Below are 14,569 nucleotides of genomic sequence, written 5' to 3'. Positions count from 1 at the left end.
CGCGCCCGCCTCGGCCTCCTTCAGGATGCCGATGATCTGCTCTTCCGAAAACTGCTTCCGCTTCATCTGTCCGTCCCTTCTTCGGGCCGGACTCTAGCTCCAACTGGAGGAAAAAACGGAAGTCATGTCAATCGGGCCGCTGCTGCCGCCCGAGCATGGTCGCGGATGTCGGCCTTCGGGTGAAAACCGTCGTTACTTTGAGGGCATGATGTGGATGGCGCGATCGGGTGCGCGATGGCGTCTGCTTCCGGACGGCTATGTTGTTGCCCCCTAAAGGCCTGGCAGAGCCTCGCAGGTTTGCGCGATGGACTCGCGGGGTGATCGATAGCGCAAAGCGCTGTGCGGATGCACCTCGTTATAATGGGCGGACCGGCCAGGCAGTTGGTCGATAACGCTCTGCGCATCTGGCCTAGGGTTCACGCGGACATAATCGCGCTGGAGGGTGCGGACGAACGCCTCCGCCCTGCCGTTCGATTGAGGACTGCTGACTGGTGTCGTGCGCGGGATCAGCCCAATGCCCCGGGCTGTGGATAGGCATCCAAGCGGGCCCCCATCCGATCCGTGAGCAATCACTGGGAATATAGTGGAAAATTACATTCTAAAGGGGGTCTCAATCAGTGCCGATTATCCCCCCTTTAAACTTAAAATTACCAAGCCTTCGCAATCAGTTGCGTCGCGAAGGGGCGGGGTCCCGCTTCCACGCCTAGCCACAATCGTCGGGTTAAGCCCGTGCTTCAAAGCTGTTATCCGTCCGACATGAACAAGTGGCAGCTTCCGGCAAACACACGGAGCGCCCTGAATGTCGGGTTCTGGGTCTTTTCCAGCCGCCGCTGCGGCTAGGGAGACGAGCGATAGGTGTTCAAAAACTTACCATTTTCCGTACGGCGATTCTTTGTTGTCCCCTTGGCAAAGCTCACCCATTGGGGTTGCCGTTCGCCCGTCGTGAGCCCTTCAGGAAACGTCCGTTTGTTGAACAGTGAACCACGCGGCGTCAGGTAGCGTCATTGCTGCGCCTGCAACCGTCTTCACAGCTAAGCTCAACCGAACATTTTTCCCTCGAAAATTATAAACAAGTTAAGCAGCCAAGCGGTTCTTCTTCATATCCAGCTTCACGATAATGCCGTTGGCTGACCAATCGGACGAATATGAGCCCCCGAGTTGTGCTGCCATTCGGGTAACAAGCTTACTGCCAAATCCCATCTCTCCGGGTTTTACCACCGGCGGTCCGCCATGCTCGGTCCATACTAGCAAAACGTTGTTTTCCCGAACCGTGCACGTAATATCAACAGTACCTGTGCCGACGGAAAGCGCGCCGTATTTTACCGAGTTGGTCGCCAATTCGTGGAGGATTAGCGCCAGATTCGTCGCAGCGCCGTCGCCAGTGGCAATCCTCGGCACAGAAACGCGCACGCGACCACTAAAGGCCCCCATGTCGTCATATGGTGCCAGTACAACGGAAATCAGGTCACCGACGAGCGCCGCATTTTCTCCTTTTGGCCTTGGTCGAACAAGGTCATGTGCACGACCTAACGCCGATAGTCGCGCTATCAGGTCATCAGCCATAGCTTCAGCGCTGATCGCCGATCTCGACGCAATCGTGGTGAGACCCGACGCGATCGCCAGCAGGTTTTTAACGCGATGGCTCATCTCACCAGCCAAAAGTTCGTGCGCCTCTTCGGCCTGCTTGCGATCGGTTACGTCCAGGAAAATGCCGAACATCACGAGCCCGACGATGCCCGCATCATCGCCCTGCCCCCGCGCAGAAATCCAGCGCACCTCATCGTCGCACATGATGCGAAAATCGATGTCGTAGGCACCGATTAGGGCGCGAGTTGCCGAAAACGCATTCCGCACGCGGTCACGATCGGCAGGATGAATTTTTTTGGACAGATCCTCGAACGTGATTTCGCCCTGAGGACCTACGTCCCACAGGCAAAAACCATGCTCGTCCATCGTTATGCGGTCGGTTTCGACGTTCCACGACCACAGCGCAACGCCCGCTGCCTCGGTAGCGCGGCGGAGATCGACAATGCCCCATTGGGGAGTGTCGGCACTCTGTTCCGATTCCATAAGCCGCCCTTTTTAAAAGTCGTTTGCGGCTAATAGAGAAGTTTCTGGAGGCCGCCTTTTGGAACCACCAGCGGGTGGAGCATGCCCGCATCCTGCGGATAATTATTAACGGTGATCAAGATCGGAGCGATATTACGGCTGAGGTGATTTCTACAATCACAGCGCCGCCAGCGATTTGCCGCTAACCTCGCTTAGCATTTTTCCAAATATCACGGAGTTTATGCGCTCAGGTGTTAGCTGAATTTTACACCGCTCTTTGAAGTGGCATAGGTTTTTTGCCGTCGGGCAGGGTGTTGCGCAGATGGTCATGTACCATGCGGGTATTAAACGGCTTTCTTATAAAAGTGGCCTTCTCGGGTAGGTCTCCCGCTTCCGGTAACAGACGGCCGCTTGCAATTACGATCTCGATCCACGGCCAATTTTCGGCAACATGGTGCGCAAGAACGAAGCCGCTCGTGTCCCCCGGCATTTCGACATCGGAAAAGAGTAATATCACGCTCGAAGAATGTTCATCCAGCAAAGCCTTTGCTTCATCACCGGTGCTCGCTTCGTAGAAACGAAATCCAGCATCTTCGAGGATTGCGCAGGCGTCCATCAGGATGATCGGATCATCATCGACGACGAGCGCATACGGCGTGGTTGAAACATCCATTCTGCACAAACCGCCAAAGACATATTATGTTTCACTGGCGCATGGGAGGCGAAGCGTTTTACCCTGAACCTCTTTCCACGTGAGCAGCACCTGAGGATCGGTCGTCCCAATTATCTGATTTTTCGAAGGATTTTCGCAGCTGGCGAAGACCACGACGTATCCGGCTTTTCATGGTGCTAAGTGGTACCCCGCTTCGCTCTGCAAGCTCGAGGTAGGTGTAGCCATCAAAAAAAGCGCTATGGATCGCGTTACGCTGCCGGCTCTCCAGCTTGGAAAGGTAGATAAGAAGTCGGCGTGAATCCTCGTCGATCAGCATCATTGTTTCGGCATCTATGCCAGGATCAGGTAGATCAGGAGCGTCGTCAAGCGTGACTGCGCCTTGTTGCGTCTGGCTGCGCCGCCAATCGATCGCACGATTGCGGGCAATGGTGGCCAGCCAGGAGATGGGACTGCCTAAACACGGCTCATACGTCCCTGCGCGCTTCCAGACGATCATATAGACGTCATGCAGGACATCTTCGGCGACAGCCCGCTCGCCGCAAATTCGAAAGCAAATGCCGAACAGCTTCGCCGACGTCAGGGCATACACATTTTCGAATGCTGCTCTGTCCTCCTGTCCTGTCAGAGCCAATTGTTCGATCAGATGCGCACGTGCGCTGGCAATGGATGATTCAGCAGGGGAGAGACCAACGTTCACCAGCAGGGCCAAAATCTGCGATCGACGTAGCTTGGCATGGGATGGAATTGGCGATTGCGCTTTACATTATGACAATCGGTGCGTCGTCGTCGTGTCGGACCATCCCCCCAAGTCGTCAACACACGGGGGCGTCGCGTGCGCGACCAACGGGATAAGCAAAATTGTCCCACACTATCAATCAATCGTCATGGCGTTGGTCGGCACATCGCCGAGTGCACGCGGCTCGTGCATCGGACATCCATTGAAGTCGCCACGAAACTTTGCGGAGGCTTCGTAGGTCGGCTTGCGGGTACGGTTGACGCCGCCAATCGGCTGGTGCGCTGCAAGCCCATGCCAGGGGCTGAACGCGATCGCCTTGTCCTGACCGTCGCTGGCGCCGTGTTCCCAACTTATTTGTGCCGGAACGGTAAGGCGCGCCACAGCGACATATGGACTATGCTCGTCGTCCCAGATAGCTGATGCGTCCTCGATCGGCATTGCTTCGAGATCGGTGCAGAGCTGCACGCGAAGCTCCCAGATGCTGTCCTGCTCGATAAACACCTCCTCGAGGTCCTCGCGCAACGCATCGGGGCGACCCAATGTCTTGACCTTGTAGCCGGTCAGCGCGGTCATGTTTGGCGACACCGGCGCTAGTGAGAGCTTTGCGATATAATCACCATGCCGGAACGGCACCTGCGTGTAATACGTCTCGCCTAAGGGATGCGTATTGGGGGCACCGCCAAGCGTCTGGATGGTCGGGCTTTTGATCCCGATCGTTTCCAGCGCGGTATCAACAACCTGCAATGTCGCGGACAGCGCTTTTTTTAGTCCTTCACTGGCATCGGTGGTTTTCGCCAGCATCTTCAGATTGGCGAGAAAGGCTTTTGGGGTTGGAGCGGCAAAAGCCGGGCCATTGACCAGAATGAAGTCCTGCGTGTTGTCCGCCTCGGAGCCAGAAAGGCGATCACCGGGCACGTCGAACAGCTTGATAGCGAGCCCACGCGGTACGCTGATGCTGTCGTCGAGGATGTCGCCGGGTAACGTCGAAAAGCGCATCAGTACGTCGTATGAGCCCGGCGAGGCGAAAAGACCTTGCGCGAGCGGTGCCGCTAGTCCGCCCAGGATCTTAATGCGGCCCTTCACGATAGCATGTGCTTTGGCGTGAACGCCGCGCACGGCTGATCCATAATCCTTGGCTGTCTGCTCCTGGATTAGGTGGAACTGCTCGTTTAGATTTTTAACGGTTTCATCCTCATCGGCCTCCAGTTTTTCGATGCTGGATGAGTAGCGGACTGCGGAATGCGCGAAAGCTTCAAGCATGAGTTTTTCTTTCGCTGGAAGCGCATTGGATGAAGCGCGACGAGTATTGTTATGGGTTCAACGCTTCAGCGTCAGGAAAAGCCCATAAATCGTAGGTTTTCTTCGTAACTCTGAACTCGCCTTCAGCCAGAGGACCGGCGTCACTGACTCGAAGCCGCAGCAGACCGTGAGGGATAAGAGCCTCAGAGCTCACCGACCACCCGGGGTGTATCGAAGTCAAGATTTAACAATCGATGCTATCATTGGCGTCAGGACCGATACCCGGAACCCATGCCCATTGAAGCCTGTCGTCCGTGTCACAGTTGCGCCAAGCACCGCTCGAAGTTTTTCGAGCAGCCCGCCGCCATTTCCAGCGGAGTAGCTTTCGACCACGCCGATACCATCGTCTTCGACGACCAATTCGACCTCGTCACGTGTCGCTGCAAGGCTAACTAAGATCGTCCCGCCGACCTCGGTTGGATATCCGTATTTCAGGGCGTTGATGACCAGTTCGCTGCCCATCAGCACGAGTGCACGTCGTACATCAGGCGGAAGAAGCACCGCCTCAGCAGAAATCGTGATCGCGACCCGCCTCGAACGCCCGAATATGTCGGTCAGACGCGTCGCGATCTCGATGAGCAAACCTGCGCAGGGCACCAGTGATTGGGTTTCGGCATCGACGCCGAGTTCCTCGTATGCCCGAGACAGACGCCGCGCTTGCGTTATGACCGTCGTGGGAAGCCAACCCCGAGAGGGGTGGTCCACAACGTCAGCAAAGGACGTGCTGAGTTGAGCCATGTTTTTTGCACGATGAACCGCATCCGCACGCCACAGGTGTGCATGCTCGCTTCGTGGCAACGACGTGTTGGTTGACGCAGGAGCGCGCGTTGGAGCGAATAGCTCTAACAATCCTGTCTCCAGCGCAATGGGAGGCAACAGGCTCATGGCGTCCGGACGTGAGATCGACTCAACACGCATGTAAGCCTCCGATCGGTCCTAGCGGCGCGCCTCCATCATTTTCTCAAGATGAGCTGCGCCCGCTACATCGTCATTGTGACAAGCCCGCCGCCATTGTTCGCCCATGTTAAGATCGTTAAAAATCGTTTGGATGAAGGCAAATTGTTCTCTGCAATATTTCTCTTTTACGACGATCTTTCGGGATCAGCTCGGCGAACATCACAAAACACGCTTGGCCGATGCGCGGGATGGTAGATGCCGGGATTGGTGAACGCTGCGCGATCTCGGTCAGGTCACGTTCGGCAACGCCATTGACCAAGCATGTCGATTTTGGATTATTAACTCACTACCCAAGATCGTTGCTGAGGCTGTCTCGAATGGCCGATAGCAGCCCAAGCGACTTGTCCATTGTGTCATGGCTGTCGCCGAGGTCCGCTGCGATCTCCATCTTCACGTCGATCGCGACCGTCACCATGTCGACTGCATCTTCGAGCTTGATAACCGACCGCGCGATCAAACCATGGATCATGCTTTCGACCAGTAGCATCGCGGCTTGGCCATGCGCATCCGGCCTTTCGAACCGGGGAACTGCTCGCGGCAAATCGTTATCGTTTGTGATTTCGGTCATCAATGCGCTCCGGATAGGCGAGAGCGCTTCGATGCCCACAGTCGTTAGAGCCAGGGTTGAGCCAACGATGCTAATGGACCTAGCAGGAAAACCGCTGCCAAACTCCACTGAGATCAACTTTGGACAACAACAAAGGGCAATATCTAAAATTTGTGGGGCGTGAGAGAAGGGGGAATGGCAAATCGTTTTACCGATAAATTATGTGGTTTTGCCACCCTCGACGCTGAAGACGTGAAGGCGCTTGCCGACGCAAGCTCACGATCCCGGCAATATACCGCAAGACACGATCTGATCCGCGAGGGCGATCGGCCTGGGCCCGTGTTCATCATGCTTGAAGGATGGGCCTGCCGGTACAAGGTTCTGCCGAGCGGTACGCGCCAGGTGCTGGCTTTCCTCATGCCCGGCGACGCCTGCGATTTGCATATCGGCTTGTTGGCGGAAATGGATCATAGCATCCAGACGATCACGCCTGCACGCGTCGCGACGATCGAGCGCGTCGAAATGGATGCGTTGATGGAACGCCGTCCCGGCATCGCCCGGGCAATGTACATTTCTCAGCTTATCGACGAAGGCACGATGCGCGCGTGGATCACGAGCATGGGGCGACGGACAAGCACCGAGCGGGTCGCTCATCTCATGTGCGAGCTGTATTTGAGGGCACGCAATATCGGTCTCACCGGCGAGGACACATTGTCCCTGCCGCTGTCTCAGATTCTTTTGGCGGATGCGCTTGGTATGACCGCCGTGCATATCAATCGCGTGTTGAAAGAATTGCGCCTTCAAGGAGCAATGGCTCTTCGGCGTGGAAGCCTTGATATCATCGACCCCGAGATGATTGTCAGGATCGCCGGTTTTGGTGACGGTTACCTTCACCGGCATCTACGAATCGCGTAGTAAATCTATGGTACCACATGACCAGGCGCTGTTATCTGATCGTGACCGGCGATAGCGATACGCTTCCGCATGATCTGCGCTTCGACCAAGTGCAGGGGCTCTGTCAGACCAACGAGGCATTTGCTACCGTGGCCCAATGAGCCGCAAATCGAGGGCCCTGCCCCCCAGCCCGTTCCGTCGCTTCAACTCGTCACCCGAGGTGATCCGCCTGGTCGTGATGATGTATGTCCGGTTCCCGCTGTCGCTTCGCAATGTCGAGGATCTCTTGTTCGAGCGTGGCATCGACATCTGTCACGAGACTGTTCAGCAATGGTGGGGCCGGTTCGGGCCTCTGTTCGGCGGCGACGTCCGGCGGCAACGGATTAACCGGATGCACGGCTGTCGGCACTGGCGCTGGCACCTCGACGAGATGTACGTGAAGCTCAGTGGGGTACTGTCAAACTAACCAGGATCTGGTTAGTTGGGTCCCGATAACGCTCGATCGGCGACGCCGAGAGCGAGAACGCAGGCCGATTTAAAGAAGAACAAAACGCGTCTATGGCTATGAGGGGCGCTGCACTAACCAGATAGGAAAGTGCCTGCCCCGTAGATTTGACAGTGCCCAAGGCACCGATAGCCACTGCACCTCTGGATCAAACCATATTTCCAGCGACTCACGCCGCTTCGGTGCCGCATTATACCCAGGCCAGTTCGTCGTGCGATACACAGGTACGGCAGGTTTTGGCATCACGTCCAACTATCCCGCTCGATTCCCTACATCAATTCCCCACGTCAGTTTTGCCATAAAGCCCCGCCGATCCATACACAACGCCACACGAGGATCGCACGAACATCGATTTTTACACAATATACTCAAATTAGAAGTCGCGGGTTGCAATCAGACGGCAAACATAGCCTCTTATACTTCACCCTATCGACCAAGCGGCCTCACGACGGATGCCGCAGTGTGCGCCAGGACATCCACGCTTCTCCAAAAGTACGACTTCATCTCACGGTGTTCACGATTGTTATCAAGAGGCCGGCCGATCATGCGGAAAGTACAGGTTTGTTCCGACGACACCCGCCAAAGCCCAACCCGCTTTGCCGAAGTCTCGCCAGCCCCGTTACTCGCCAGCACACGTATCGCCATCCGTTTCAAGCGCAACAAATCTCGAGAGTTCGCGGGAAACATCCTCGCCCTTTCGACGCAATCCTGCACACTCGAAACCCCCTTCGAACTCGAACCCAACACGAGAATCTTCATCAGGATTCCTGGGCAAGAAACGATCGTCGGTCACACGATCCGCATCGACAAACTCCAGGCCGATGTCGTTTTCCAAAGGGCGATCCACCGCTCCGTGCTCGAGCACATCCTTCGCCGCTATTCCGATCCCGCCGTGCGAATCCAGACATTTGCGTCCGGCATTTCGCTTGAATTCGCGGTGTACAAACTCAGGGCCGAGGCGATGCAAAATCTCGATCGACCACAGCAAACGATCGATTGATGCTGCGCGCATAGGTGCATCATGGAGTGACGTGCTTGACATTCCTCAACAAGAACACCGCGGCGTCGGCGATATGTCTGATGGGCCTCGGCTTCATCGCTGCAGCGCTTTGCTTCGTATTATTCGGGCGGACTTTAAGCACGACGCAGATGTTCATAGTGTCGGTACTGGCTTTTGGCTTGGTCGTGATCGTCCTGCTCTCGCCGTTACCGTCGCCGGTGAGAGCCATTCTGAGCATCGCCATCTGCTGCGCTGCGGTTTTGCTGTTCGCCCAACAGGACATATTCGGCCTGCGCAACGTCACGCATTCCGTCGCAGATGCACGCTCCGGCCAAAGCAGTGCGGGAGAACCGGCGGTGGTTGAGGCTGCGAAGGCAGCTACCGAGGGACCGCCAGTGCATATCGTCTCGCCTGACGATTCAGTGTCGCGCGAGTTCATCGATTCTTTGAACGACACTATCACGCGCGATCACAGCCGTCTCGCCAGTGGGATCGCGCTGAACGGCGAAGTTCGGGCCTTGCCGGCAAGTGGAAACTATCGCTTCACCTGGGCGATCGCGCGAAATGGAGACAAGCTCTGGTGCGGAGTGATGACCAGCCCTTCGAACTCGGTCGCTAGCGCCCGTCATGAATTCGTGCGCGCGGTAGAGGGCGCGATCAAACGATCGACCGCCGACCGGCTCGTTTGCCTGTGAAGCCCAAAGATCAAAGACCCATGCGCATTTTGCGTATTTTTGAGCTGCGTCGCTTTTATGGATTGGTGATATAGTTAATGCAAACATCGCCTGATGCAGCGAACATCATTCTCATGGGCTCGACGCCCGCTCGATATCGGGAGTGACGAGCGCGGCACCGCTGCGATTGAAATGGCGATTGTCCTACCGGTCCTTTTATTGCTCATTTTCGGCATCGTTACTTATGGCAGCTGGCTCGCAATCTCGCATTCGGTGCAACAGGCGGCGAACGAAGGCGGGCGCGCCGCGCTTGGCGGGCTGACGATCGCCGAGCGCGCATCGCTTGCTCGAACCACCGCGAACGACGTCCTGGTGCGCACGCTCGACATCAACACCTCAAAGGTCGCGGTGAGCGTGCAAGACGATGGCGCGACGCTGATCGTCGATGTCGTCTACGACGCAGCTGGCAGTCCGCTGCTTATGCTGCCGATCGTCCCGGCACCCAGCACGCGTATCGAGCGCAAGACCGTGATGAAGCTGACGGGACTTTAACCTATGGCACCTCCTCCTCGGCAACGGCGGCTATTTCGCGATAGATCATGCAATGTAACGGTGCTTTTCTCCGGCGCCTTGACGATGCTGCTGGCGGGCGCGGCACTGGGCATCGACACTGCGACGCTGTTTCTCGAAAAACGGCGGCTGCAAGGTGTCGCGGATGCCGCCGCCCTGTCGGCCGCGGGCAATCCCGCCACTGCAGATGCGACCGCAAGATCGGTGGTCGGCGCAAATAGCAGCTATTCTGCCACGCTGACAGGAGCCACGCCCGGGCAATATACCGCCGAACAATCGATCGGCCCCGAACAGCGGTTTCAGCCTACCGAGACTGACAGCAATGCCGTGAAGGTCAGCGTGGAAAGTCATCTTCCGACGTTTTTCGCCCGAGCGTTCTCCAGTCAAAAGAGCACGTCGATCACCGCGCAGGCGACCGCGGCGCGCATCGATCTTGCGGCTTTCTCGATCGGTTCGCGGCTCGCCGGGGTACAGGGAGGTCTGCCGAACGCGTTGCTGTCGGGTCTGGCAGGAACGCAGCTCAATCTGTCTGCGATGGACTATAACGCCCTCGTCTCGGGAAATGTCGAGATCCTGCAGTTTTCCGATGCGTTGCGGACGCAGGCCGGCGTCGGTGTGGCAACCTTTGGCGAGGCGCTGGCCACATCGGTGACGCTTCCGCAGGTGGTGCAAGCGCTCGCCGCTTCAGCCGATTCCGCGTCGAGCGCAACGGTGCTGCAGGCGATGGCCGCGCGCCTTCCGGCGACCAAGATCCGCCTAAGCGACCTCATCGACCTCGGACCGCTCAAGGATAGCGTCCATGTCGATCCCAATCGCCCCGTCACGGTCGACGCCTTTTCCGTTGTCCGCGCCATTCTCGAGATGGGCGGTACGCGCCAGGTCGCCAGCAGTCTCGACCTTGGCGTACCTGGCATTGCGAGTTCGCGGCTGCTGATCGCCATCGGGCAGCGCCCCGCAAACTCGCCGTGGTTGGCGGTCAACGCCGCGCACAAGATTGTCGTGCGCACCGCACAGACCCGCGTTCTGATCGATTCACGCCTGTCCGCGCTCGCCCCGCTCGGGCTCGGATCGATCCGCCTGCCGATCTTCGTCGAGCTGGCGCAGGCGCAAGCCGAGCTGTCGAAAGTCTCGTGCAGCGCCGGCCGCGCCATGCCGACCGCAGCGCTGGATGTGACTCCGTCCGCCGGCGAGATCGCAATCGCCGATTTCGACGAGACCGCTTTTCCCGATTTCGGGCGTGCTGTCGCGCTGAAACCGGCCATGATCATCACCACCCCGCTCGCCACGGTGTCAGCCTTTTCGGACACGAAGCTGGGCGGCGTCAGCGCGCAGACGGTGTGGTTCACGCCGAACGATATCGTTGCGCACACGGTAAAGTCGGTATCGACCGGCGACGTGGCACAGGGCGTGGCAAGCTCGCTCCTTTCGCACACCGACCTGCGTGCTTCGATCGTCGGATTCGGCATCAATGCGTCGCTGTTGACGGCTGCGGTCGGCACCATACTCGGCCAAGCCGCCACGCCACTCGACAGCGTCGTCGATCAGGTCACCGCGCTGGCGGGCGTCCGCGTCGGACAGGCAGACGTCTGGATTAACGGCGTGCGGTGCGGAACCCCCATTCTTGTTGGCTGACCAATCGATCGAATATCCACGGCAGGATCGCAAAGATGGCAAATAGGTCGAATGCCCGTATGCGTGTAACGCAATGGGATGCGCTGCAGTGGCCGGTAGAGATCCCGGCGACGATACGGGAAGGACGCGGTTGTGCGATTGACATTACCATCGTCAATCTGTCGCTTGGCGGGTGTCGGGTTTGGGCAGGCTATTCGCTTCGTACGGGTCGATCGGGAAAACTCGTCATCGCGAAATTTTCGCCGATCACGCTCGACATCGTCGAAAGCGAGGCTTGGTTCGCGACATTCCGGTTTGACCAGCCAATCCATTATTCGGTGCTCGACCATTTGCGCATGCTCTATCCGGCAGGAGAGCAGCCGATTGCGCAGCGCAAAGGGTATGGCGGTCTTTGAGGTTGCCCTCACATAAGTCTTTGACCGCTGGCGCTCAGGTGCCGTGCCTCAGCAGCGAAAATTGACCGGACGAAGGTGCGAACTCGAGAAGAGCATCAGATTCACTTTACCCGCTCGACTTCGGAGCTGACCGAGAATCCTAGTTTGCTCAACGCTTGCTGCGGACCACGACTAGCCACCGAAAGTCCTATATGATAAAAAGGTTTGTTAAGCGCATGCAGAGGATGGCTTTTTGATGAAACCCGTGCTCGCAGGCCATTCGGTAGCGGATCATTCTGGGACTATTCTTTCGATCGATGCCGCGGTTGGGGAATTGTTGGATCTTCGAATTTGCAATATCGTGGGTAAGTCTTACACTAACATTACGTATCATGGTGATATTTCAAGAAATATCCGTGAAATACAGTATGTTGCCGCCACTAACCGGCCCCGCATGATCCGCAAACGCTACGCCCGCGCGGATGGAACCTTGATCCATGCCGAGGTTCATGTGTCGATCATGTCGTCGGCAACCTTCGGGGTACTGACGCTCGGAACGATTTTCATGGTCGACGATCCGAAGTGCCGCTTTGACGCGGAGTCGCTCTGGCGCGAGGCAAAGCGTCTTTGGTCCGTCGGTATCGTCAAGGCCGACGAGATGGGCGAAGACCTCTTTGCCGACCAGGGATGGCTGACGATGCTCGAACTCTACATCGCCGAATGCGAAGGTAAGGCACCGTTTGCCGACCGGTCGGCGGGCTTTCGGCGCGACGAGCAAGTCCAGCGATGGCTTGCTGCGCTTCGCGATACGGGTCAGATCGATCTCGAAAATGAAAATCTGGCCTTCGCGCAACTCACCTCGCGCGGCACGGCTCAAGTCGAAGCGGTCCTGCGCACTGAGCTCAGATCACGTGCGACTGCCGCGTCGCGCGCGGCATGGCCGAGTTGAGGAGCAGAAGCCGCGCCTGCTCCAGACGGAGCGCGACGGCGGATAGCTGCAAGTCGTCCGAAAGCGCCAGCGCTTCGACAAGCAGATCGGCGAGTTCGTTCAATCGGGGGTCGGATACGTTGCTATCGGGCATAGACTTAACTCGTGCACTTTTTGAATATCGATGTGGCGACGACCGGTTCCCCCAAACCAGTACGGCACCATCATCCGCGGCGAGCGGTCCTCATGCCGTAAAAATACGGAATTCGCCAGCGCGCGGTGACGGGGATACGTCGGCGCAGCACTTCGATCCAATAACTATCGTTCTCAATCGAACAAGGCGCCACCGCAGTATCTTTGCCGAAGGACCGCAGTGCGCGGGTAGGATGTTCTGCACGCGACAGGACGATATTTTTTAAAAAATAGGCTAAACGCTCCGATCGCCGCGCTGCAGGCAGAGTAAAAAGACCGATATCGATAAAAACTACGATATTTGTTGAAAACAGATCTCAAAAGTATCATAAATTTCGAAATTAATTTATGTAGTAGCAGCTTCCGCTTCAATGGACCCCCGAATGGACCGACAAAATCGAGGCCCGCGCGAAACCGGCTTGGGTCCGCAGCAGCCAAAGCTGCAGGTAACTTCCGCCGAGCTGGTGCGGCAGTTCGGAAATCTTCGGCACACGATGGGCGATGCCACCGTTTTTGTGACGAATCATGGCCGCACCACTCACGCGTTACTGTCTGCCGCACAGTATGAGAAACTGATCGCAAATCCGCAAAGCGGCGCTGGTCCCGATGACAACGTGCTGCTGCCAACCTTGCGCGAGTTTGCGGATTGGGTTCCGCACGGGGTGGTCTCGCTCGACACGGAGATGGGCGTCGTCATGGCGAATCGCGTCGCGCACGCCATTTTTGACAAGCGCGATGGAGAACTCGTCGGCCAGAACCTCTACGACGCGGTTCCCGCCCTCAAGGGGTCGCTGGCCCAAACCTACATCAATCGCGCCGCAGCTGGCAAAGAAGTGTGCGTTGCCGACCTGCCCTCGATTTTCAGGCCGGAAAGCTGGGTCCGCCTGGAAGTCTATCCGCTGGCGCGCACCACCACGCTGATGTTCCGCGACATCACCGAGGAGATGCAGAACCACCGGTTCGCAGACGCCAAGCGCGCGATCGTCGATGCGATCACGCTGCACGGCGGGATCGGCTACATGCGGCTCAACGTGCGTGGGCAGATCGAGCGGGTGGATGCATCGATGTGCGCCATGTTACGGCTGCCCGAGGATCGCTTGCTGCATCTCGGGATCGCCGATCTGGTGCCGGTCGCGAACCGCATTACCTTTCGCGAACGGCTCGAACAGGTCTTGCGCGGCGACGGTCCGCAGCGCGTTCAAACGGTGCTGCTGTCCAATGACGGCACGCCGCTGACGGTGACAGCGGCGATCACCGACTTGCCCGGAATCTACGGGAATGAAGGCGCCGTCGTGATCGTCACCTGCAGCTAGGCAGCGTCCGGCTTTACCCGCAGCGCTGGGCTCTGTCAGACCAACGAGGCGTTCGCTACCGTGGCCCAATGAGCCGCAAATCGAGGGCCCTGCCCCCCAGCCCGTTTCGCCGCTTCAACTCGTCACCCGAGGTGATCCGCCTGGTCGTGATGATGTATGTCCGGTTCCCGCTGTCGCTTCGAAACGTCGAGGATCTGCTGTTCGAGCGTGGCATCGACATCTGTCA

The 14,569-nt window shown here is 57.6% G+C and carries 16 protein-coding genes and 3 pseudogenes; 11 read left to right on the top strand and 8 right to left on the bottom strand.

Features of this window, described 5'->3' with window-relative positions; genetic code table 11:
- Positions 1 to 124 precede the first annotated feature (124 nt).
- A complete protein-coding gene (locus ACP7C5_RS18895; protein WP_426265471.1) occupies positions 125 to 274 on the top strand; it encodes a transposase in 150 nt (49 codons plus the stop codon).
- Here ACP7C5_RS18895 and ACP7C5_RS18890 read toward each other — a convergent pair.
- The 7 genes and pseudogenes from ACP7C5_RS18890 to ACP7C5_RS18860 all read right to left on the bottom strand — a co-directional run.
- Positions 271 to 525: pseudogene (locus tag ACP7C5_RS18890) on the bottom strand (integrase core domain-containing protein); the annotation flags it as partial. The gene ACP7C5_RS18895 and the pseudogene ACP7C5_RS18890 overlap by 4 nt on opposite strands.
- 549 nt (positions 526 to 1,074) lie before the next feature.
- Positions 1,075 to 2,070: a sensor histidine kinase gene (locus tag ACP7C5_RS18885; RefSeq protein ID WP_426265470.1), complete on the bottom strand. Its 996-nt coding sequence runs from the start codon at positions 2,068 to 2,070 to the stop codon at positions 1,075 to 1,077.
- Between the two features lie 244 nt (positions 2,071 to 2,314).
- Entirely contained in the window at positions 2,315 to 2,722 is a 408-nt protein-coding gene (locus tag ACP7C5_RS18880) for a response regulator (protein WP_426265469.1), read from the bottom strand.
- A 58-nt stretch (positions 2,723 to 2,780) separates the two neighbouring features.
- Entirely contained in the window at positions 2,781 to 3,431 is a 651-nt protein-coding gene (locus ACP7C5_RS18875) for a sigma-70 family RNA polymerase sigma factor (RefSeq protein WP_426265468.1), read from the bottom strand.
- Positions 3,432 to 3,593: 162 nt separating this feature from the next.
- Positions 3,594 to 4,718 carry a catalase family protein gene (locus tag ACP7C5_RS18870; protein ID WP_426265467.1) on the bottom strand — a complete coding sequence of 375 codons (1,125 nt, stop codon included), beginning with the start codon at positions 4,716 to 4,718 and terminating at the stop codon, positions 3,594 to 3,596.
- Positions 4,719 to 4,934: 216 nt separating this feature from the next.
- A complete protein-coding gene (locus ACP7C5_RS18865; RefSeq protein ID WP_426265466.1) occupies positions 4,935 to 5,675 on the bottom strand; it encodes an ATP-binding protein in 741 nt (246 codons plus the stop codon).
- Between the two features lie 325 nt (positions 5,676 to 6,000).
- Complete coding sequence (locus ACP7C5_RS18860) at positions 6,001 to 6,282, bottom strand: hypothetical protein (RefSeq protein ID WP_426265465.1); 282 nt, start codon at positions 6,280 to 6,282, stop codon at positions 6,001 to 6,003.
- 174 nt (positions 6,283 to 6,456) lie between these two features.
- Here ACP7C5_RS18860 and ACP7C5_RS18855 point away from each other — a divergent pair, with 174 nt between their 5' ends.
- The 8 genes and pseudogenes from ACP7C5_RS18855 (at position 6,457) to ACP7C5_RS18820 (ending at position 12,859) form a co-directional block, all read left to right on the top strand.
- A complete protein-coding gene (locus ACP7C5_RS18855; protein WP_426265464.1) occupies positions 6,457 to 7,176 on the top strand; it encodes a Crp/Fnr family transcriptional regulator in 720 nt (239 codons plus the stop codon).
- Positions 7,177 to 7,312: 136 nt separating this feature from the next.
- Positions 7,313 to 7,606 (top strand): annotated as a pseudogene (locus ACP7C5_RS18850) (IS6 family transposase); the annotation flags it as partial.
- A gap of 598 nt (positions 7,607 to 8,204) precedes the next feature.
- Complete coding sequence (locus ACP7C5_RS18845) at positions 8,205 to 8,660, top strand: hypothetical protein (protein WP_426265463.1); 456 nt, start codon at positions 8,205 to 8,207, stop codon at positions 8,658 to 8,660.
- 35 nt (positions 8,661 to 8,695) lie between these two features.
- Positions 8,696 to 9,355 carry a hypothetical protein gene (locus ACP7C5_RS18840; protein ID WP_426265462.1) on the top strand — a complete coding sequence of 220 codons (660 nt, stop codon included), beginning with the start codon at positions 8,696 to 8,698 and terminating at the stop codon, positions 9,353 to 9,355.
- 93 nt (positions 9,356 to 9,448) lie between these two features.
- Entirely contained in the window at positions 9,449 to 9,886 is a 438-nt protein-coding gene (locus ACP7C5_RS18835) for a TadE/TadG family type IV pilus assembly protein (protein ID WP_140851256.1), read from the top strand.
- A 3-nt stretch (positions 9,887 to 9,889) separates the two neighbouring features.
- A complete protein-coding gene (locus ACP7C5_RS18830; protein WP_426265461.1) occupies positions 9,890 to 11,536 on the top strand; it encodes a pilus assembly protein TadG-related protein in 1,647 nt (548 codons plus the stop codon).
- A 59-nt stretch (positions 11,537 to 11,595) separates the two neighbouring features.
- Positions 11,596 to 11,931 carry a hypothetical protein gene (locus tag ACP7C5_RS18825; RefSeq protein WP_426265460.1) on the top strand — a complete coding sequence of 112 codons (336 nt, stop codon included), beginning with the start codon at positions 11,596 to 11,598 and terminating at the stop codon, positions 11,929 to 11,931.
- Between the two features lie 235 nt (positions 11,932 to 12,166).
- Positions 12,167 to 12,859, top strand: a complete 693-nt coding sequence (locus tag ACP7C5_RS18820) for a PAS domain-containing protein (RefSeq protein WP_426265459.1) — start codon at positions 12,167 to 12,169, stop codon at positions 12,857 to 12,859.
- On the opposite strand, the gene ACP7C5_RS18815 is transcribed toward ACP7C5_RS18820, so the two are convergent.
- Positions 12,813 to 12,992: a hypothetical protein gene (locus ACP7C5_RS18815; protein WP_426265458.1), complete on the bottom strand. Its 180-nt coding sequence runs from the start codon at positions 12,990 to 12,992 to the stop codon at positions 12,813 to 12,815. The two genes, ACP7C5_RS18820 and ACP7C5_RS18815, sit on opposite strands and share 47 nt — an antisense overlap.
- Positions 12,993 to 13,413: 421 nt before the next feature.
- Between ACP7C5_RS18815 and ACP7C5_RS18810 the strand changes: the two genes are divergently transcribed.
- Together ACP7C5_RS18810 and ACP7C5_RS18805 are read left to right on the top strand one after the other, a co-directional pair.
- Positions 13,414 to 14,343 (top strand): PAS domain-containing protein, encoded by a 930-nt coding sequence (locus ACP7C5_RS18810; RefSeq protein ID WP_426265457.1) that lies wholly within the window; start codon positions 13,414 to 13,416, stop codon positions 14,341 to 14,343.
- Positions 14,344 to 14,411: 68 nt separating this feature from the next.
- Positions 14,412 to 14,569: pseudogene (locus tag ACP7C5_RS18805) on the top strand (IS6 family transposase); the annotation flags it as partial.

It is taken from the genome of Sphingomonas sp. PWP1-2, from assembly GCF_049898305.1.
In the GTDB taxonomy this organism is placed as follows: Bacteria; Pseudomonadota; Alphaproteobacteria; order Sphingomonadales; family Sphingomonadaceae; genus Sphingomonas; species Sphingomonas glacialis.
This window is presented reverse-complemented; position numbering and strand designations above follow the sequence as displayed.